Genomic DNA, 17,524 nt, shown 5'->3' with positions numbered 1-17,524 from the left:
GACGGTGCTGTAGGTCGCCGGGGTCGGCGGCTGCTGGCGGGTCAGCTGCGCCAGCAACTGCGGGCCGGTCAGCGGGTTGCCGAGCAGCAGTACAACGCCCTTGCCGGCCTTGGCCACTTCGCTCATCGCAGCACGCAGGCTCCAGCGACCCGGCACGGTGACCAGCAGCAGATCACGCAGCGGCTCCATGTTGTGCACGCGCACCAGCGTGGGTTCTTCCGGGGAGATTTCACCGCGGGTCAGTGCCATGTGCACGGTGTCCTCGACGCCGTCGCGGTAGGTGACCAGGTTGAACTGACCCAGCTCGGTTTCCAGCGGCTGCTCGGAAACCCGCTCGACGGTGCGCTCGTGGATCATGCGGTAGTGGATCAGGTCGGCGATGGTGCCGATCTTCAGCCCGTGCTGCTCGGCGAACAGCTCAAGCTCCGGGCGGCGCGCCATGGTGCCGTCGTCGTTCATGATCTCGCAGATCACGCCGGATGGTTCGAAGCCCGCCATGCGCGCCAGATCACATGCCGCCTCGGTGTGACCGGCACGCGCCAGTACGCCGCCCGGTTGCGCCATCAACGGGAAGATGTGACCCGGGCTGACGATGTCCTCGGCTTTCGCTGCTCGCGCTACAGCTGCCTGCACGGTCCGCGCGCGGTCGGCCGCGGAAATGCCGGTGGTCACGCCTTCAGCCGCCTCGATGGAAACGGTGAATTTGGTGCCGAAACCGGAACCATTGCGCGGCGCCATCAGCGGCAGTTTGAGCAGCTCACAGCGCTCGCGGGTCATCGGCATGCAGATCAGGCCGCGGGCGAAGCGTGCCATGAAGTTGATGTGCTCGGCGGTGACGCATTCGGAGGCGACGATAATGTCGCCCTCGTTCTCGCGATCCTCGTCATCCATGAGGATGACCATCTTGCCGGCGCGGATGTCTTCGATCAGTTCTTCAGCGGTATTGAGCGCCATGGGGCGTCTCCTCAATTCTTCAGGTAGCCGTGCTCGGCGAGAAAACCTTCGGTGAGCCCCGAGGCCTTGGGTTCGGCGGCCTTGTCGCCCATCATCAGGCGCTCTAGGTAACGCGCCAGCAGGTCGACTTCCAGGTTCACCTGCCGCCCGGGGCGGTAGTCGGCCATGATGGTTTCGCCGAGGGTGTGCGGCACGATGGTCAGCTCGAATTCGGCGCCATTGACCGCATTGACCGTGAGGCTGGTGCCATCGACGGTGATCGAGCCCTTGAGCGCGATGTACTTGGCCAGCTCGCGTGGCGCGCGGATGCGGAACTGTACGGCGCGGGCGTTATCTTCACGCGCCACGACCTCGCCGACGCCGTCGACGTGACCGCTGACCAGGTGCCCGCCGAGGCGGCTGGTAGGCGTCAGGGCCTTCTCCAGATTGACCCGACTGCCGGCCTTGAGGTCGATAAAGGCGGTGCGCGCCAGGGTTTCGCGGCTGACGTCGGCCCAGAAGCCGTTGCCCGGCAGCTCCACCGCAGTCAGGCAGACGCCGTTGACGGCGATGCTGTCGCCCAGTTTGACGTCGCCCAGATCCAGCTTGCCGGTTTCGACCAGCACGCGTACGTCGCCGCCCTTGGGCGTGAGCGCACGGATGGTGCCGATGGCTTCGATTATTCCGGTGAACATGTGGCCTCCCGAGGAAGGCGGGTAAAACGCTGCATACGACGAACTCCTGTTTTTGAAAAACAGGGCGCTACGGATCGATAGGGATGCATGACGGGCGCACGGACGGCGTCCATCGGGATATCCCGCTCTCTCTCATCCGGACTATACCGTCGGCCCCGGAATCACACCGGGTCTGCTGACCTTGCCGAAGCAAGCGCTCGCGGGCTAGACGCGATTGAAAGCTACTGCGCGCAGAGCATGCTGCGTTGTGCTCCTCCTCGAAATGCTCATTTACCGCAGTAAACTCCGCTTTCTCGTCGAATCACGCCTTGCCTGCCCAGCGCTCGCTACGCTTTCATCCTTGTAACTGCGCCATTACCGCCGGTGGGGAATCGCACCCCGCCCTGAGAACGTTGGGCCGCTTGCGGCCCGGCAGCGTTTTTAACACAAATAGCGGCGCGGGGCAGCCCGTTATCGCCCGGTAGCAGCTATCTGAATGCAAGACGCAGGCTATCGGCGGCCACAGCCGGCACGGGTTGTCGATCAGCTGGCCGGACGTGCCACGATCTTCCAGTCGTCACCCACCGCACGGATGTCGACGATCTTCAGCTCGCGCGCCTCGCTCATGCGATCGAGCGGAAGCTCCAGCAGCGGCCGCGCCGAGGAGCCGAGAAACTTGGCGGCCATGAATATCTGGTATTCGTCGATCAAACCAAGACCGGCGAAGGCGCCGACCAGCCGCGGGCCGGCTTCGACCAGCACCTCGTTGGCACCACGCGCGCCCAGCTCACGCAACAATGCAGTTAGATCGACCCGCTCCTGGCCCAACACCAGCAACTCATGCCCCGCAGCAGCGAACGCACCCTCATGGCCAGCGACAGTGGTGGCGACCAGCGCCGGACCTGCCTGAAAGAACGGCGCATCCAGCGGCACGCGCAGCTGCCCATCGACCAGCACCCGCAGAGGCGGACGCTGCAGCGCCAGTGCCGTGGTTTCCGCATCCAGCCCCAGCTCATCGCCACGCACGGTCAGCCGTGCGGCGTCCATCAGCACGGTATCGGCGCCGGTCAGCACCACGCTGGAGCGGGCGCGCAAGCGCTGCACCTCGGCACGTGCGGCCGGGCCGGTGATCCACTGGCTTTCGCCGCTGGCCATCGCGGTGCGCCCGTCCAGGCTCATCGCGAGTTTGGCGCGAACGAACGGCAGGCCGCTTTCCATACGCTTGATAAAGCCGCAGTTGATCTCGCGCGCCTCGGCTTCCAGCACACCGCTGGCGACTTCGATGCCGGCGCTGCGCAGTAATTGCAGGCCACGCCCAGCGACCTGCGGGTTGGGGTCCTGCATGGCCGCTACTACGCGCCCGACGCCTGCCTTGACCAGCGCTTCGGCACAGGGCGGTGTACGCCCGTAGTGGCTGCAAGGTTCGAGGGTGACGTAAGCGGTGGCACCGCGGGCGCGCTCACCCGCCTGGCGCAGCGCATGGACTTCGGCATGTGGCTCGCCGGCGCGTACGTGCCAGCCTTCGCCAACCAGCTCGCCAGCGGCGACGATCACGCAACCGACCCGCGGGTTCGGATGGGTCGAATACAGGCCTTTTCGCGCCAGCTGCAGTGCGCGGGCCATCCAGGCGTGCCCGGTAGTCATTCGGGCTTCGCGGGTTCGCGGGACAGCCGCTCGATTTCCTCACGGAATTCGTTGAGGTCCTGGAAGCGGCGGTAGACCGAGGCGAAGCGGATATAGGCGACCTCGTCGAGCTTCTGCAGCTCGGCCATCACCAGTTCGCCGAGCACCCGCGACTTGATTTCGCGCTCGCCGGTGGCGCGCAGCTGATGCTTGATATGGGCGATGGCCGCTTCGAGACGCTCGACGCTGACCGGACGCTTTTCCAGCGCACGCTGCATGCCGGCGCGCAGTTTCTGCTCGTCGAACGGCTGTCGGCTGCCATCGGACTTGATCAGGCGCGGCATCACCAGCTCGGCGGTTTCGAAGGTGGTGAAACGCTCGCCACAGGCCAGACACTCGCGGCGGCGGCGCACCTGATCGCCTTCGGCAACCAGGCGGGAATCGATGACCTTGGTATCGTTGGCGGCACAGAAGGGACAATGCATGGGGCTGAAATCGGTCGTACGTCGGGACGGCCATGGTAGCGCATCCGACCCGCAAGACAAGGCGACGGCTTTGCTGCTATACAACCCGCAATCATCGTTCAGGAGGCTGTCCGTGCCGCCACGTTTTTTCGTTCTCCCTGCCTTCCTGACCTTGCTCGCCGGCTGCAGCAGCCAACCCAGCGAGCCGCCGACCGCGCCGGTCGAGCTGAGCACTGCCCCGCACTCCAAATTGCTCAACGAACTGAGCGGCAGCCTGATCGGCGCGCCGGCTGGCAGCGACGTCGAACTCGCCTTACTGGAAGTCGATCGCCGCGACCAGCCAGACCGCCTGCTGAGCAACGTGCAGCTCAAGGGCCGCGGCAGCGAATTGCCATTCATCCTGCAGTTCAACCCGGACACTTTCCGTCCAGGCCAGCGCGTGGAGCTGCGCGGCCGTGTCACGCGAGCGGGACAGCTGATCATGCGCCTGCCATCGCGCAGCATTGCCAGCCCCGCCAGCCAAGCGCTCGGCCCGCTACAGCTGGTCCCGGCGCCGTGACGGCACCGGCACCCTTACAAGCGGCATTGAACGATCTGCTGGGCGACGCACGCCTGGTTGCCGAGCCGCTGCCGGGCACCGATCTGCGACTCTGGCTGATCGACGCCGCCAACATGGATCGCGCCTTCAGCCCCGAGGAAACCCGGCGGATACTCGAAGCGCCGCCGTACTGGAGCTTTTGCTGGGCCAGCGGCCTGGTGCTGGCGCGCTGGCTGGCCGAACGGCCGGAATGGGTGCGCGGCAAGCGCGTGCTGGATTTCGGCGCGGGCTCGGGCGTCGCCGCCATCGCCGCCGCCAAGGCCGGCGCGGTCGAAGTGGTGGCCTGTGATCTCGATCCGCTGGCGCTCGCCGCCTGCCAGGCCAACGCCGCGCTGAACGAGGTCGAGCTACGCTATTCGCAGGACTTCTTCGGCGAGGCGGATCGCTTTGATCTGATCATCGTCGCCGATGTGCTCTACGACCGCGCCAATCTGCCGCTGCTGGATCACTTCCTCAGCCGAGGCCGGGAAGCGCTGGTGGCTGACTCACGGGTGCGCGACTTCGCTCATCCGCTGTATCGGCGCCTGGACGTGCTGGATGCCTGCACCTGGCCGGATCTGGCAGAGCCTGCGGAGTTCAGGCACGTGAGCCTCTATCACGCAGCAAGGAGCTGAAGAGTCTGAGCCAGGGTGAAAAACCGCGAAGCGTTTTCCACCAATCTGTGCCGCTGCGACTAGGGACCCGCCATGATCGACGACACCCTGCGCCTGTTCTTCGCCCTGCCCTGCCCGCCCGAGCAGGCGGCAGCCATCTGCGCTTGGCGTGAAGACCAGGCCCTCGACGGCAGAATAGTGCCGCAGGACAACCTGCATCTGACCCTGGCCTTTCTTGGCGCACAACCGAGAGAACACCTCGACGCCCTGCTGCAGATGGCTGCAACCGTGCACGCCGAAGCTTTCAGCCTGACCCTCGACCGCCTGACCACCATCGGCAAAGGTTTCATCTGCCTGCAGCCCGCCAGCACACCACCCGCACTGCTGCAGCTGGTCGAAGCACTGAGCGAACGACTGGCAGCGCTTGGCGTCGTGCTCGACTGCCGGCCATTCCTGCCGCACCTGACGCTGAGCCGCCAGGCCCGGAGCCGAGCGCAGCAACCGGCGCCGGACCTCACCTGGCATGTCGATCGCTTCGTGCTCTACCGTTCAGTCAATACGGCGGACGGCGTGCGCTACGACGAGCTGGGCAGCTGGCCACTTCTGCCATAACACCCCTTCAAAGCCGCCATGGCGCAGTCTCTCAACGCGGCACTTCGATCAGAAAACGAAACAGCGGGCCGTGCTGTTCCACTGCCAGGCAGTTGTAGCCCTTGGCCTTGGCGTCCTCGGGGATGCCATGCACCGACTGCGAACAATCGGTTACCACCTCGAGCAGCTGCCCCGGCTGCATGGTTTCCAGGGTTTCCAGCGTAGCGATGGCGTTGTACGGGCAATGCTCGCCACGCAGATCAAGCGAGAGATTCGGTTTGGCCTGGCTCACGGGCAGGGCTCCTTTTCGATTGGAAACGACGTGCATTGAGGTGCACCAGTAACATGGCGACGGCCAGGCCGGCGAAGGTCAGCAGCAAGCCACTGGCCGGGCCAAAGCTCTCCAGCAGATTGATCTTCGGATAGGGCAGTGCCAGCGAGGTGCCGAGTTCGTCCCAGTAGACCGCCACCAGAGTACCGCCGATAACGTTACCGACGCCGACCACCCAGAAATGCACCTGCCCTTCCATGGCGCGATACATCCAGCCGGTTTCGCAGCCGCCGGCAACGACGATACCGATACCAAACAGCACGCCACCGATGATTGCGTTCGGCCCCATCCAGAAAATCTTCGGGCTTGCCCCTAGCGCGATGGCACCGAAAGTACCGACGCAGGCCACAGCCATGCCCAGCAGGATGCCGTAGGCAGCGCGGGTTCGGCCGGTGGTCCAGAGATCGCGCGCGGCACTGGTAAAGCAGATCTGTGCGCGCTCGATCAGCCCGCCGAACAGGAGTCCGAACAGCACCGCCATGCCCAGCACCAGCGAGGCATCGAAACGCCAGGCAGCGAAGGCGACCGCAAGCACCGCGACCGCCGTGCCGATCCGGGCCTGCACCGTGGCCCGCCGCCGCGTGCCTTCCGCATCGCCGAACAGCGTACTGGCCTGGCTGCCGACCTTCAGCGGCGTGCGCAACCAGGGCAACAGGCAGATCTTCACGCCGATCCAGGCACCACCCACGGTAGCCAACATGAAAGCCCAGGCGTGCAGCGAGAACATCGGAATGCCGGTGAAGAAAGCCGCCAGGTTGCAACCCATCGCCAGGCGCGCGCCGAAGCCGGCGACCACCCCGCCGATCAGCCCCTGCAACAGGCGGCGCTTGCTGGTCGGCCAGCGCAGGCTGACGTTGTTTGCCCACAGCGCCGCACACAGTGCGCCAAGCAACATGCCGATGATCATCACGCCATCCACGCGATCGAGCGGCGTGCCGGACAAGCCGATCAGCTTGAAGTAACTCCACTCCTCGGGTGCGTAGCCGAACCAGGAAATGACGTGCCCACCCCAGCGAGTGAACTCGCCGGTGACGGCCCAGAAGGTGCCAGTTATGGCGAAGTAGTAAGCGGAAGCGACGCCCAGCGCGACAAGCGCGGGCAGCGGCGACCAGAAGCGCACGAGGTAGCGCTCCCGGAAGTCGGAGAGAACGGACATGTGAAGCTCCTTATGACGCGCGACTGCAAACGCCGCACCGGTCTAGGAAAAGGGTTGCGCCACGATGAGCCGGCAAAGAGCCGTGCCATCCGGCGGGCGCAACCATAGACCAATGGCCGCGGGCATGCGAGCCCTTGCTTCCCGTGGCGGGCGCCCCCACATACCATGCACGCCTTTCCTGTCATTCGTGCCCACGAGAATCCCGATGAGCCAGACGCCCTATATCTTCGATGTCACCACCGCCAGCTTCGAACAGCTGGTGCTCGAGAACTCGTTTCACAAGCCGGTACTGGTGGATTTCTGGGCCGAATGGTGCGCGCCGTGCAAGGCCCTGATGCCGTTACTGGCGAAGATCGCCGAGGAGTATCAGGGTGAGCTGCTGCTGGCCAAGGTCAACTGCGACATCGAACAGGAGGTCGTCGCCCGTTTCGGCATCCGCAGCCTGCCAACCGTGGTGTTGTTCAAGGATGGTCAACCAGTGGACGGTTTCGCCGGTGCGCAGCCCGAATCGGCGATTCGCGCCATGCTCGAGCCCCACGTGCAGGCTCCGGCGACGCCGCAGGGCAACCTGCTGGAAAGCGCGCAGGCCGCCTTCGCCGAAGGCCGTTTCGCCGAGGCCGAGGCGCAGCTGCAGCAGCTGCTGAGTGAAGACAACGAGAACGCTGCCGGGCTGATTCTTTATGCCCGCTGCCTGGCCGAGCGCGGAGAACTGGGCGAAGCGGAAACGGTGCTCAACGCGGTAAAAGGCGATGAGCACAAGCAGGTTCTGGCCGGCGCCCGTGCTCAGCTGACGTTTCTGCGCCAGGCCAACGACCTGCCGGAAGTCGCCACCTTGAAGAGTCGCCTGGCGCAGAATGGCGAGGACGATGAAGCGGCGTATCAGCTGGCCATCCAGCAACTGGCTCGCCAGCAATACGAGGCGGCGCTCGACGGCCTGCTCAAGCTGTTCGTGCGCAACCGCGGGTACGCCGATGGGCAGCCGCACAAGACGCTGCTACAGGTTTTCGATCTGCTGGGTAATGACCACCCGCTGGTGACGCTGTACCGCCGCAAGCTTTACCAGGCGATCTACTGATCGCGGGCAAACCTCCGGCGCGCCCATCAGGAAGGCGCGCCGACCCAGTGATAGCAAGCCGAGTCGGCGCCGTGCTCGACCTTCACCTCGTCACAGTGACGCAAGCGCACCAGCAGCCGCTTGGCCAGCAACGCATTGCCGGCGAGCGCTTCCAGTTCGGCGAGCAATTCCGGGCCGTCCAGTTTGCCGGCGCAGCGCAGTCGCTCCCGCGCACTGTGCCACAGGGCATCGCCAGGTGGCGTCGCAGGCGCCTGGACGCCACCCACCGCAGCCTCATCGGTGCCGACGCTACGGGTCAGGTTCATCCAGTCCTGGGCGTCCAGCTCGATTTCAAGATCGACCGGCCAATCTCCTATGCGTCCGCGGATTCGAATCATGCTGTCCCTCCAGAGCTATGCGTTCATCCTCACATGAAGGCAGCGGACTGGCCAGCCGCACGGCAAAGTTGTTATAACGTAACGAACCCCTTTCGATGGAGCCGACCATGCGCCACCTACTTTTTGCCGTGCCTATGCTTCTGCTGCCCCTGAGCTACAGCCAAGCACATGAAGACGATCATCACCATGAACACGAAGGCGCCACCAGCCTGGGTGCGCATGAGCATGGCGCGGCGCGCCTGAATGCGGCACTGGATGGCAATCAGCTGGAGCTGGAGCTGATCAGCCCGGCGATGAACCTGCTCGGTTTCGAGCACGCTGCTGCCAGCGCAGCAGATGAGGCGAAGATCGCCAGCGTACGCTCGCAACTGGAACAACCTCTGGCCCTGTTCGGCCTCCCGGCGGCGGCAGGTTGCAGCGTCAGTGAGCAGCAGTTTGCCGGCGAACTGCTCGGCTCGGCCCATGCGGGCTATCAGCGCGGCGATGATCACGAACACAAGCAGGAGGATAAGCACGACCACGACGACCACGAAGCCGGTGGCCACAGCGACATCGAAGCGCACTACCAACTCGACTGCAGCAACCCAGAGGCGCTGCGCGCACTGGATCTCACACGGCTGTTCGAAAGCTTTCCCGGCACGGAAAAGATTCAGGTACAACTGATCGGCCCGAGCGGCCAGCAGGGCACGGAACTGACGCCGGCCCGCGCGCAATTGCCCTTCTGAACCAGCACGGGACCCCGATGAGCGCTCCACTCCTCGCAATCGACAACCTCGGCTTCGCCTGGCCCCGCCAGGCCGAGCTGCTGGACATTCCCACGTTTCGCCTCGAACGCGGCGAAAGCCTGTTCCTCAAGGGCCCGTCGGGCAGCGGCAAGACCACCCTGCTCGGCCTGATCGGCGGTGTGCAAAAGGCCGGCCGCGGCAGTATCCGCCTGCTCGACCGCGACCTCGGCAGCCTGTCGGCCGGTGCCCGTGACCGCTTCCGCGTCGATCACACCGGCTACATCTTCCAGCAGTTCAACCTGCTGCCTTTTCTTTCGGTACGCGAGAACGTCGGCCTGCCCTGCCATTTTTCGCCGCTGCGTGCCGAACGTGCGCGCAAGCGCCACGGCAGTACGGATGCCGCGGCGGCGAGCCTGCTGGAGCATCTGGGACTGCCCCCGGGGATGTTCGAGCGTCGTGCCGATGCGCTCTCCATCGGCCAGCAGCAACGCGTCGCCGCTGCCCGCGCACTGATCGGCCAGCCGGAGCTGGTCATCGCCGACGAGCCGACCTCGGCGCTGGATGCGGATAGCCGCGAAGTCTTTCTGCAGCTGCTGTTCTCCGAGTGCCGCGCAGCCGGCGCGAGCCTGCTGTTCGTCAGCCATGACCAGAGCCTGGCGCCACTGTTCGACCGCAGCTTGTCGCTGGCCGAGCTCAATCGCGCGACGCGCGCAGTGGAGTGCTGAGCGATGTATCTCCTGCGCCTGGCCCTGGCGAGCCTGAACAATCGGCGCTTCACCGCCCTGCTGACCGTGTTCTCCATCGCCCTCTCGGTGTGCCTGCTGCTCGCCGTCGAACGGGTGCGCAACGAAACCCGCGCCAGCTTCGCCAGCACCATTAGCGGCACCGATCTGGTGGTCGGTGCGCGCTCCGGCTCGGTCAATCTGTTGCTGTACTCGGTCTTCCGCATCGGCAATGCGACCAACAACATCCGTTGGGACAGCTACCAGCGCTTCGCCGAACACCCGCGGGTCGCTTGGGCGATTCCGATTTCCCTGGGCGACTCCCATCGTGGCTATCGCGTAATGGGCACCAACACGGCCTATTTCGAGCATTACCGCTACGGCCGCAAACAGCCGCTGCAACTGGCCGAAGGCCGCGCCTTCGAAAGCGATCCTTTCGAGGTCGTGCTTGGCGCGGAAGTGGCCAGTGCACTGGGCTACAAACTCGACGACAGCATCGTCCTCGCCCATGGCGTAGCGCGTGTCAGCCTTGTACAGCACGATGACAAACCGTTCCGCGTGGTCGGCGTGCTGCAGCGCACCGGCACGCCGGTCGACCGTACCCTGCACATCAGCCTGGCCGGCATGGAAGCGCTGCATGTCGACTGGCAGAACGGCATGCCAGCCCGCGGCGCCGCGCGTATCGACGCCGAGCAAGCGCGGGCACTCGATCTCCAGCCGCAGCAGATCACTGCGGTCCTGCTCGGTCTGAACAGCAAGGTCGCCACCTTCACCCTGCAACGGGAAATCAACCAGTACCGCGGCGAGCCGCTGCTGGCGATCCTGCCCGGCGTCGCCCTTCAGGAGCTCTGGAGCCTGATGGGCACGGCCGAGAAGGCGCTGTTCGTGGTCTCGCTGTTCGTCGTGCTGACCGGCCTGATCGGCATGCTCACGGCGATCCTCACCAGCCTCAACGAGCGACGCCGGGAGATGGCGATCCTGCGCTCGGTGGGTGCTCGCCCCTGGCATATCGCCGCGCTATTGATCATCGAGGCGTTCGGCCTCGCCCTCGCGGGCACGCTGCTGGGGCTGGCCCTGCTGTATATCGGCATCGCGATCGCGCAGTCGCCGCTGCAGAGCCTCTACGGCCTTTATCTGCCGCTGGCCTGGCCGAGCGCCTATGAGTGGGGACTGCTCGGCGCTATTCTGCTGGCGGCACTGCTGATGGGCAGCGTGCCGGCCTGGCGGGCCTATCGCCAATCGCTGGCCGATGGCCTGTCGATTCGACTGTGAGGAACCCGATGTCGCGCCTGCTGCTTGCTCTGCTACTGGCCTGTGCAGTCTCTGCCCATGCCGATGACGTCCGCGATCTACAGTGGTCGGAGCTGATTCCCGAGGGCGCGCCGCCACCACCGCCGCCAATGGCCATGCATGACATGTCGCAGCTGGCCGATGCACTCGCTGCCGAGGCTGGGCCGGCTGCCGCACAACAGTCGCCGGCCGCGCCAGTGGTCGAAGCGCTCGATGGGCAGATGGTGAAGCTGCCGGGGTATATCGTGCCGCTGGACATGACCGAGGAAGGGCGCGTCATCGAATTCCTGCTGGTGCCCTACTTCGGCGCCTGCATTCATGTGCCCCCGCCGCCATCCAACCAGATCGTGCATGCCACCAGCGAGCTGGGCGTGCGGGTGGAAGCGCTATATGAACCCTTCTGGATCGAGGGGCCGCTGAGGGTGGAACACGCCAGCAGCGAGCTGGCGGAGGCTGGTTATCGCATGCAGGCACAGAAGATCTATCCCTACGAATTGCAGTAATCACCAGCCGGCAGGTTACGTTCTGCCAGCTCGATCAGTGCGCGCTGGCGATCTGCTTCTCACGCTCGAAACTGAGCTCACCTTCCGCCCACTCGCGCCATTCGCGCACGCGACGACGCTCGGCGCCGGCCCGCTCGGCCTGCTTCAACGCGTCAAGCCCGGCCTGCCAACGAGCCTGTTCCAGCTCGAGCTGCGCCACATTCATCCAGAACTTCGCGCTGCCGGTCTGAGTCGCCAGCTGGCGATAGATCTTCGCGGCCTCGGTGCGCTCGCGGGCCTGCCACCAGAGCATGCCCATGCGCTCCTGGCGACTGGCATTGCTCGGCAGCAAGCGTGACGCCAGCATACCTTCGAGCAGTTTGGCGCCTTGCCATGGCTGCCCAGCGGCACTAGCGAGAGCGACCAGGTTGTCCAGCTCCGCCTCACTGAAGCGCAAGCCCTTCGCGTGCGCAGTGCGCAGCGTCGCCAGCGCGCGATCTTCAGCGCCGGCCATCTGCTGCAGGCCGGCCAGCTGCCGCCAGGCCTTGACCTGATCGGGGTGGCGCAACAGCAGCTTTTGTTGCCAGCGTTCGGCAGCCTGATAGCGCTTGAGCTCGGCGTTGCCGGCAACCAGGAACTGCAGCCAGGTATCGCCCGCCTTCGGGTTCGCCTGCACATAACGCTCGGCCAGCGGCAGCGCCTTGGCATGCTGACCGAGGCCCTGGTAAGCCTGCACCAGCATCTGCAGCACTTCTTCGTTGCCCTGATTAGCCGATCCCAGCAGGCTGACCACCTTGGCGTAGCGACCCTCGACCAGGTTCAGCCGCGCAAGGTTCATCCGCTCGCCGGCCAGCAGCTCTTCGTCCAGCTTGCCGCTGGCCACTGCCTTGTCCAGCCATTCCAGCGCCTGGCGATTATTGCCTTCGGCCCAGGCCAGATAGCCGCGACTGCGCCAGAGCAACGCCTCTTCACCGCTACCGGCCTTGGCGCTGACGCCCTCCAGCGCCTTGCGCGCAGTGGCATAGTCGCCCTTGCTCTGCGCGGTCTGCGCTCGCTCGAGCGCCATGAACACCGCGGGGTCGATGGCCTGGGCGGCCTGGGCCGAAGCGGAGAGAAAAAGCGACAGCACGAGCAGCAAACGAAGCATCTCAGCGTTCTCCTTGCAGGCGGAAGTGCAGGGTTTTCACGGCTTCACGGGATACCGGTGCACCGTTTTCGGTACGCGGCGCGAAACGCCAGCGGGCCGCCGCGCGCCGGGCCTCGCGATCGAACACGTTACGAGGCGAGGCTTCCAGCACGCGGATGTTCTCCACCCGCCCCTGCGGGTTGATGGTGAACGCCAGTTTGATATGCCCTTCGATGCCCTGTTGCCGCGCACGGTAGGGATACTCCGGACGTACATCATTGAGCGGCATCACTTCCTGCTCCGGGCCGCCGGGCTTGCCCGCCGCTTCGACTGCCGCACTGGCCGGCGCTGGCGCCGCGGCCGGGGCACTCTGTGCCGCCGTCAGGCCGGACAGACTGGGCGCCGGAGCGGTGGCGACCGATACGCCTGCGTCGATGTTCGGCAGGTCGAGGTCGAGCTTGGGCAGATTGGCGTCTGGCGTCGCCATATTCGGCGTCGGTGGCGTCGGCGGTTGCGGCGTCTTCGGCTGCGGCGGCTGTGGCGCCTGCTGACGTGAGCGCGTGGCGGTGTCCTCGTTGCGCCCATCCATGCGCACGAAATTGGCAATCGCCAATGGATCTTCCTCAATCTTGCTGCGCGGGGGATTGACCATGCTCAGCATCAGGGCGAACAGCAGCAACGCCACCACACAGGCGGCGATGAAGGCCAGACTGAAACGGACCAGCCGCGGTTGCATCAGCGCGACCCCGTGCTGGCGGCCAGTGCAACGTCTTGCACGCCGGCCTGACGCGCCTGGTCCATGACCTGCACCACCAGGCCGGTGCGCGCATCCTGGTCAGCCTGGACGACCACCGCGCCCTCCGGCTGATCCACGCGCAGACGCTCGACATGCGCCCGCACACTGCGTACGTCAACCACCTGCTTGTCGATCCAGACCTGGCCATCGGCCGTGACGGCGATGAGGATATTGCCCTTGTCCTGGGTGCTGGCGGTGTCCGCCTGCGGGCGCTGGACTTCGACACCGGATTCCTTGATGAAGGAGCTGGTGACGATGAAGAAGATCAGCATGATGAAGACCACATCGAGCATCGGCGTGAGATCGATGCCGGTATCTTCTTCCTGCTGGTAATGATGACGGCGCATACGCATCCCGCTAATCCTCAGTCGTGACGCAGCTGGTCAGCCAGCCGGTCGAGAGACTGGCGCGCGATTCGCTCTAGGCGCGCCAGACTGAACAATCCTGTAATGGCCAGCACCATGCCGGCCATGGTCGGCAGGGTCGCCTGCCAGACACCCGCGGCCATGCCGCGTGGGTTGCCGGAGCCACTGAGCGCCAGCACGTCGAAAACCGCGATCATGCCGCTGACCGTACCGAGCAAGCCAAGCAGCGGATACATCGCCACCAGAGTCTTGCTCAGCCGTAGCGGTCCGGACAACTGCTGCTGAGCCTGCGCCAGCCAGGCCGAACGCACCGCACGCTGCCAGCTACCAGGCTCATCGGCCATCTGCGCCCAGGCCTGCCGACGCGATTCGACCCAGTGCGGGAAGACCCGCCGCATGAACCAGAGGCGCTCGAAGACCAGTGTCCAATACAGTACGCACAGGCCGGCCAGCGCCCACATCACCACGCCGCCGGCAGCCATGAAATCGAGCAGCGCGTGACCGCTGTCGATCAGACCCAGCCAGTGAGCGCGCAGATCAGTCACGGCGTGGCGCCCCCGACAGGTGCAGCGCGATGAGGCCGGCGCTCTGCTGCTCCAGCAACTGGATCAGCGCCTTGCTACGGCTGGCCAGCAGGCTGTGCAGGAACAGCAGCGGAATCGCCACCACCAGGCCCAGCACCGTGGTTACCAGCGCCTGGGAGATGCCGTCGGCCATCAGCCGCGAGTCGCCGCCACCGCTCTGGGTGATGGCCTGAAAAGTGATGATCATGCCGGTCACGGTCCCCAGCAGGCCGAGCAGCGGAGCAACGGCCGCCAGCAGCTTGAGCAGCGGCTGACCGCGCTCCAGCGGCGGGGTCTCCTGGAGGATCGCCTCGTCCAGCTTGAGCTCGAGGGTCTCCAGATCCGACAACTGTGGCTTCGGCCCCAGCACGCCGATGATGCGGCCGAGCGGATTGTCGTCGCGCGGCTGGTTCAGCTCGCGCATCTGGCTGCCCACCTTGCGACCGACGCCACCCAGATACACCATGCGCCAGATCGCCAGCAGCAGGCCGACGGCACCGAGCACCAGAATGACGCCACCCACCAGACCACCCTGCTTGACGCGATCCCACAGGTCCGGCTGGCGTTGCAGCTGGGCGATCAGCGTGCCGCGGCTCGGATCCACCGGCAATGTAGCCAGCGCATCGGAGCTGCTCAGATAGTCTTCGATCAAACCCTGACCGGACGGCTGGCGTGTCGGTACCAGCAGCTCGCCGGCATCGGCGTCGTAGCGCAGGAAGGCCTCGTCGGTGAATGCGGAAAAGCTGCCGACCCGCAGTACCGGCTGCTCGCTGCGCGCGCCATCGGTGCCCACCACCGGCAGCGGTACGCGCTCGACGCGGCCGCTGGCCGCCAGGTCTTCCAGCAGGGTCATCCAGAACGCATCGAGGTCATCGGCCGACGGCAGCGCGCGGCTTTCCGCCAGGCTACGCAGCTGGGTCAGGCGCTCGGGATACTGGGCGTTGAGCAGACTGTCCTGCCACTGGCCAGCGATGTCACCTGCACTCTGGCGCACGACGCCGAACAGCTCACCCAGATGGCCAACACGCTGCGCCAGGAGTTTTTCCTGCTCGGCCAGCTCGGCCTCCTGGCGATCGAAGTCGGCCTTCAGGCGCTCGGCCTCGACCTTCTGCTCGGCCAGTGCGGCACGGGCACGGGAAAGCAGTTGCTGCTGCTCGCCACGATCACGAACGAAGGCCTGCTCGCGGGCCTGCATGGCGCTGACCTCGGCGGCACGGTCGCTGCGAATGCGCTCGAGCAGCTGGTCGGGACTGAGCGTTTCTGCCGAATGAGCCGTGAGGGGCAACAGCACGACAAGAAGGAGGGAAAACAGACGGCTCATTGCGCGGCCTCCTCGGCCAGGGTCTTCACGGGCAATTGCAGGTAGGCCGGAGCCTGTTGCTGACGGGCGATGGCGATGGCCTGCGTAAGCGGTCGGCGGGCGCTGCCGTCGAGCACTTCCCAGGCGCGCGTCCGCGGATTCCACCAGCCGCTCTCGTGAGCATCGAGAGTCTGGTAATAGAGCATCACTCGACCGAGCCGCAGGAATTCGACGCTGCGTGACTCCGCGTCGCCCGGCAGCTCGCCACGCCAGGCTTCCAGCGTGCGACCGTAATCGCTTTCGATCTGATAGGCCTCGAGGATGCGCCGGTACTTTTCCGCCAGGCTGACGTCGGCGCGTGGCAGTAGGTCCTGCAGGCCGGCCAGACGGTCGGCACGCTCATCGGGGAGGAACGGCAGATCGGCCGCGATGAATTCCCCCAGCACCTCGACCATACGGCTCATCTGCGGCGTAACGGCTTCCTGGGTGCGCTCGATGCTGTCCAGCTGGCGCTGAAAGCCCACCAGCTCCTTGTTCTGCGCCGCGGTCAGCTCCTGCAACTGCTTGTTGTAGGCCTTCAGCGCTTCGGTCTGCTGCAAAGCACTGCGGTACTCGTTGAGCATCTCGCGAGTGGCGTCGTCGAGCTGGTCGATCCGCGCCTGCGAGGCCTTCGCCTCCGCAGACAAACGCTCGCTCTCATCCAGCGCAGCATCCAGCGGTGCCGCGGACAGCGACCCGGCATAAAGCTGAAGACAGCACGGCAGCACGGCAACCGCCAGCAGGCGGGGAAAGAAGGAAGGCATTGAAGGGTCCTTGCAGACGGTCGTTAACTCAAAAGAGAAACATTATCATCTGTGAGTTGACGCAAAGCAACCCGGGCGTTTCGTCGCAGTCGAGGCGGCGTTTTTCATTGAGCTGGATCAAAAAGCCCCAGCGCTCAGCACCTACCATGGCGCCCAATCGCATTCCAACAAACGGAGCATCATCATGCGCAAGACCCTGTTCACCGCTTCCGCGCTGGCCCTGGCGCTGGCCGCACCCTTCGCCCAGGCTTTCGAAGCCGGGGACATCATCGTTCGCGCTGGTGCTATTACCGTTGATCCGCACGAAGATAGCAGTGACATCAACCATGCCGTTCTCGGCGACGTCGCTGGCTCCAAAGCTACGCTGGACAGCAATACTCAGCTGGGCCTGAACTTCGCCTACATGGTCACCGACAAGGTGGGTATTGAACTGTTGGCCGCAACTCCTTTCAGTCACGACGTTGGCGTGAAGGGAATGCCAGGACCATATGCAGGCCTGAACGGCAAGCTGGGCAGCCTCAAGCACCTGCCGCCGACCCTCAGCGTTATCTACTACCCGCTGGACAAGACCTCAGCGTTCCAGCCTTATGTCGGTGCCGGCATCAACTACACTTGGTTCTTCGACACCGAACTGAGCAGCAGCGCCGAAGACAAAGGTTTTAGCGGACTGGACATGAAGGACTCTTGGGGCCTGGCCGCTCAAGTTGGCATGGACTATATGCTGACCGACAACATCATGCTGAACGCTCAGCTTCGCTATATCGACATCGACACGACCGGCACCACTTACTTGGCTGGCGACAAAGTCAAAGTCGACGTAGACGTCGACCCCTTCGTCTACATGGTCGGTCTCGGCTACAAGTTCTGACGTAACCGGCCCAGCCGGATCGCAGACAGACAAAAGGCGCCTAGGGCGCCTTTTGTGCTTTCAGAGTTT

The 17,524-nt window shown here is 65.1% G+C and carries 22 protein-coding genes; 9 read left to right on the top strand and 13 right to left on the bottom strand.

Annotation, left to right across the window (positions count from 1 at the left end; translation table 11 throughout):
- From ribBA to nrdR, 4 genes are all read right to left on the bottom strand, one after another.
- On the bottom strand, positions 1–954 hold a 954-nt coding region (gene ribBA, locus LO50_RS03570), incomplete at its 3' end, for a bifunctional 3,4-dihydroxy-2-butanone-4-phosphate synthase/GTP cyclohydrolase II (RefSeq protein ID WP_044314127.1).
- A gap of 11 nt (positions 955–965) precedes the next feature.
- Positions 966–1,628, bottom strand: coding sequence for a riboflavin synthase (locus LO50_RS03565; protein WP_011912026.1), 663 nt, complete (start codon positions 1,626–1,628; stop codon positions 966–968).
- A gap of 522 nt (positions 1,629–2,150) precedes the next feature.
- A complete protein-coding gene (gene ribD, locus LO50_RS03560) occupies positions 2,151–3,251 on the bottom strand; it encodes a bifunctional diaminohydroxyphosphoribosylaminopyrimidine deaminase/5-amino-6-(5-phosphoribosylamino)uracil reductase RibD (protein ID WP_044314126.1) in 1,101 nt (366 codons plus the stop codon).
- Positions 3,248–3,715: a transcriptional regulator NrdR gene (nrdR, locus tag LO50_RS03555; protein ID WP_003281766.1), complete on the bottom strand. Its 468-nt coding sequence runs from the start codon at positions 3,713–3,715 to the stop codon at positions 3,248–3,250. Before nrdR ends, ribD begins: the two co-directional genes overlap by 4 nt.
- Positions 3,716–3,827: 112 nt before the next feature.
- Between nrdR and LO50_RS03550 the strand changes: the two genes are divergently transcribed.
- The 3 genes from LO50_RS03550 to thpR all read left to right on the top strand — a co-directional run bounded on the left by LO50_RS03550 (position 3,828) and on the right by thpR (position 5,497).
- A complete protein-coding gene (locus LO50_RS03550; protein ID WP_023444679.1) occupies positions 3,828–4,253 on the top strand; it encodes a YbaY family lipoprotein in 426 nt (141 codons plus the stop codon).
- Entirely contained in the window at positions 4,250–4,906 is a 657-nt protein-coding gene (locus LO50_RS03545; protein ID WP_044314125.1) for a class I SAM-dependent methyltransferase, read from the top strand. The genes LO50_RS03550 and LO50_RS03545 overlap by 4 nt, the downstream gene beginning before the upstream one ends.
- A 72-nt stretch (positions 4,907–4,978) precedes the next feature.
- Positions 4,979–5,497 (top strand): RNA 2',3'-cyclic phosphodiesterase, encoded by a 519-nt coding sequence (gene thpR / locus LO50_RS03540; RefSeq protein WP_044314124.1) that lies wholly within the window; start codon positions 4,979–4,981, stop codon positions 5,495–5,497.
- A gap of 31 nt (positions 5,498–5,528) precedes the next feature.
- On the opposite strand, the gene yedF is transcribed toward thpR, so the two are convergent.
- Positions 5,529–5,768: a sulfurtransferase-like selenium metabolism protein YedF gene (yedF, locus tag LO50_RS03535; RefSeq protein WP_023444682.1), complete on the bottom strand. Its 240-nt coding sequence runs from the start codon at positions 5,766–5,768 to the stop codon at positions 5,529–5,531.
- Positions 5,737–6,963, bottom strand: a complete 1,227-nt coding sequence (gene yedE, locus LO50_RS03530; protein WP_044314123.1) for a selenium metabolism membrane protein YedE/FdhT — start codon at positions 6,961–6,963, stop codon at positions 5,737–5,739. Before yedE ends, yedF begins: the two co-directional genes overlap by 32 nt.
- Before the next feature lie 205 nt (positions 6,964–7,168).
- On the opposite strand from yedE, the gene trxA reads away from it, so the two are divergent.
- On the top strand, positions 7,169–8,038 hold the full coding sequence (gene trxA / locus LO50_RS03525) for a thioredoxin (protein WP_044314122.1): 870 nt from the start codon (positions 7,169–7,171) through the stop codon (positions 8,036–8,038).
- A gap of 26 nt (positions 8,039–8,064) precedes the next feature.
- Here trxA and LO50_RS03520 read toward each other — a convergent pair whose 3' ends face one another.
- Entirely contained in the window at positions 8,065–8,415 is a 351-nt protein-coding gene (locus LO50_RS03520; RefSeq protein WP_044314121.1) for a hypothetical protein, read from the bottom strand.
- A 95-nt stretch (positions 8,416–8,510) separates the two neighbouring features.
- Between LO50_RS03520 and LO50_RS03515 the strand changes: the two genes are divergently transcribed.
- The 4 genes from LO50_RS03515 to LO50_RS03500 are packed head-to-tail and all read left to right on the top strand — an operon-like array spanning position 8,511 to position 11,655.
- Positions 8,511–9,140, top strand: coding sequence for a DUF2796 domain-containing protein (locus tag LO50_RS03515; RefSeq protein ID WP_014821578.1), 630 nt, complete (start codon positions 8,511–8,513; stop codon positions 9,138–9,140).
- Between the two features lie 17 nt (positions 9,141–9,157).
- Complete coding sequence (locus LO50_RS03510; RefSeq protein WP_044314120.1) at positions 9,158–9,865, top strand: ABC transporter ATP-binding protein; 708 nt, start codon at positions 9,158–9,160, stop codon at positions 9,863–9,865.
- 3 nt (positions 9,866–9,868) lie between these two features.
- Positions 9,869–11,134 carry an ABC transporter permease gene (locus tag LO50_RS03505; protein WP_044314119.1) on the top strand — a complete coding sequence of 422 codons (1,266 nt, stop codon included), beginning with the start codon at positions 9,869–9,871 and terminating at the stop codon, positions 11,132–11,134.
- Between the two features lie 8 nt (positions 11,135–11,142).
- Complete coding sequence (locus LO50_RS03500; RefSeq protein WP_014821581.1) at positions 11,143–11,655, top strand: DUF3299 domain-containing protein; 513 nt, start codon at positions 11,143–11,145, stop codon at positions 11,653–11,655.
- Between the two features lie 34 nt (positions 11,656–11,689).
- Here the strand turns inward: LO50_RS03500 and LO50_RS03495 are convergent, their stop codons facing one another.
- The 6 genes from LO50_RS03495 to LO50_RS03470 are packed head-to-tail and all read right to left on the bottom strand — an operon-like array spanning position 11,690 to position 16,587.
- Positions 11,690–12,781 carry a tetratricopeptide repeat protein gene (locus tag LO50_RS03495; protein WP_044314118.1) on the bottom strand — a complete coding sequence of 364 codons (1,092 nt, stop codon included), beginning with the start codon at positions 12,779–12,781 and terminating at the stop codon, positions 11,690–11,692.
- Position 12,782: 1 nt separating this feature from the next.
- Positions 12,783–13,496: an energy transducer TonB gene (locus LO50_RS03490; protein ID WP_014821583.1), complete on the bottom strand. Its 714-nt coding sequence runs from the start codon at positions 13,494–13,496 to the stop codon at positions 12,783–12,785.
- Positions 13,496–13,909, bottom strand: a complete 414-nt coding sequence (locus LO50_RS03485; RefSeq protein WP_023444691.1) for an ExbD/TolR family protein — start codon at positions 13,907–13,909, stop codon at positions 13,496–13,498. Before LO50_RS03485 ends, LO50_RS03490 begins: the two co-directional genes overlap by 1 nt.
- An 11-nt stretch (positions 13,910–13,920) precedes the next feature.
- Positions 13,921–14,466 (bottom strand): MotA/TolQ/ExbB proton channel family protein, encoded by a 546-nt coding sequence (locus LO50_RS03480; RefSeq protein WP_014821584.1) that lies wholly within the window; start codon positions 14,464–14,466, stop codon positions 13,921–13,923.
- Positions 14,459–15,805, bottom strand: coding sequence for a MotA/TolQ/ExbB proton channel family protein (locus LO50_RS03475; protein ID WP_044314117.1), 1,347 nt, complete (start codon positions 15,803–15,805; stop codon positions 14,459–14,461). The genes LO50_RS03480 and LO50_RS03475 overlap by 8 nt, the downstream gene beginning before the upstream one ends.
- A complete protein-coding gene (locus LO50_RS03470) occupies positions 15,802–16,587 on the bottom strand; it encodes a DUF3450 domain-containing protein (RefSeq protein ID WP_044314116.1) in 786 nt (261 codons plus the stop codon). The genes LO50_RS03475 and LO50_RS03470 overlap by 4 nt, the downstream gene beginning before the upstream one ends.
- Positions 16,588–16,771: 184 nt before the next feature.
- Between LO50_RS03470 and LO50_RS03465 the strand changes: the two genes are divergently transcribed.
- The gene (locus LO50_RS03465) at positions 16,772–17,455 is read left to right on the top strand and encodes an OmpW/AlkL family protein (RefSeq protein ID WP_014821587.1); all 684 of its coding nucleotides are present in this window, start codon (positions 16,772–16,774) and stop codon (positions 17,453–17,455) included.
- Positions 17,456–17,524 lie beyond the last annotated feature (69 nt).

This window comes from Stutzerimonas stutzeri (genome assembly GCF_000935215.1).
In the GTDB taxonomy this organism is placed as follows: Bacteria; Pseudomonadota; Gammaproteobacteria; order Pseudomonadales; family Pseudomonadaceae; genus Stutzerimonas.
This window is presented reverse-complemented; position numbering and strand designations above follow the sequence as displayed.

What these genes read in the sequence shown, in the direction of transcription:
- LO50_RS03515 (WP_014821578.1), top strand. Translation starts at nt 8,511, where the DNA reads ATGGAGCCGACCATGCGCCACCTACTTTTTGCCGTGCCTATGCTTCTG.
- thpR (WP_044314124.1), top strand. Translation starts at nt 4,979, where the DNA reads ATGATCGACGACACCCTGCGCCTGTTCTTCGCCCTGCCCTGCCCGCCC.
- ribD (WP_044314126.1), bottom strand. Translation starts at nt 3,251, where the DNA reads ATGACTACCGGGCACGCCTGGATGGCCCGCGCACTGCAGCTGGCGCGA.
- LO50_RS03490 (WP_014821583.1), bottom strand. Translation starts at nt 13,496, where the DNA reads ATGCAACCGCGGCTGGTCCGTTTCAGTCTGGCCTTCATCGCCGCCTGT.
- LO50_RS03485 (WP_023444691.1), bottom strand. Translation starts at nt 13,909, where the DNA reads ATGCGTATGCGCCGTCATCATTACCAGCAGGAAGAAGATACCGGCATC.
- LO50_RS03475 (WP_044314117.1), bottom strand. Translation starts at nt 15,805, where the DNA reads ATGAGCCGTCTGTTTTCCCTCCTTCTTGTCGTGCTGTTGCCCCTCACG.
- LO50_RS03505 (WP_044314119.1), top strand. Translation starts at nt 9,869, where the DNA reads ATGTATCTCCTGCGCCTGGCCCTGGCGAGCCTGAACAATCGGCGCTTC.
- yedE (WP_044314123.1), bottom strand. Translation starts at nt 6,963, where the DNA reads ATGTCCGTTCTCTCCGACTTCCGGGAGCGCTACCTCGTGCGCTTCTGG.
- trxA (WP_044314122.1), top strand. Translation starts at nt 7,169, where the DNA reads ATGAGCCAGACGCCCTATATCTTCGATGTCACCACCGCCAGCTTCGAA.
- LO50_RS03470 (WP_044314116.1), bottom strand. Translation starts at nt 16,587, where the DNA reads ATGCCTTCCTTCTTTCCCCGCCTGCTGGCGGTTGCCGTGCTGCCGTGC.
- LO50_RS03520 (WP_044314121.1), bottom strand. Translation starts at nt 8,415, where the DNA reads ATGATTCGAATCCGCGGACGCATAGGAGATTGGCCGGTCGATCTTGAA.
- LO50_RS03495 (WP_044314118.1), bottom strand. Translation starts at nt 12,781, where the DNA reads ATGCTTCGTTTGCTGCTCGTGCTGTCGCTTTTTCTCTCCGCTTCGGCC.
- LO50_RS03465 (WP_014821587.1), top strand. Translation starts at nt 16,772, where the DNA reads ATGCGCAAGACCCTGTTCACCGCTTCCGCGCTGGCCCTGGCGCTGGCC.
- LO50_RS03500 (WP_014821581.1), top strand. Translation starts at nt 11,143, where the DNA reads ATGTCGCGCCTGCTGCTTGCTCTGCTACTGGCCTGTGCAGTCTCTGCC.
- LO50_RS03510 (WP_044314120.1), top strand. Translation starts at nt 9,158, where the DNA reads ATGAGCGCTCCACTCCTCGCAATCGACAACCTCGGCTTCGCCTGGCCC.
- nrdR (WP_003281766.1), bottom strand. Translation starts at nt 3,715, where the DNA reads ATGCATTGTCCCTTCTGTGCCGCCAACGATACCAAGGTCATCGATTCC.
- LO50_RS03565 (WP_011912026.1), bottom strand. Translation starts at nt 1,628, where the DNA reads ATGTTCACCGGAATAATCGAAGCCATCGGCACCATCCGTGCGCTCACG.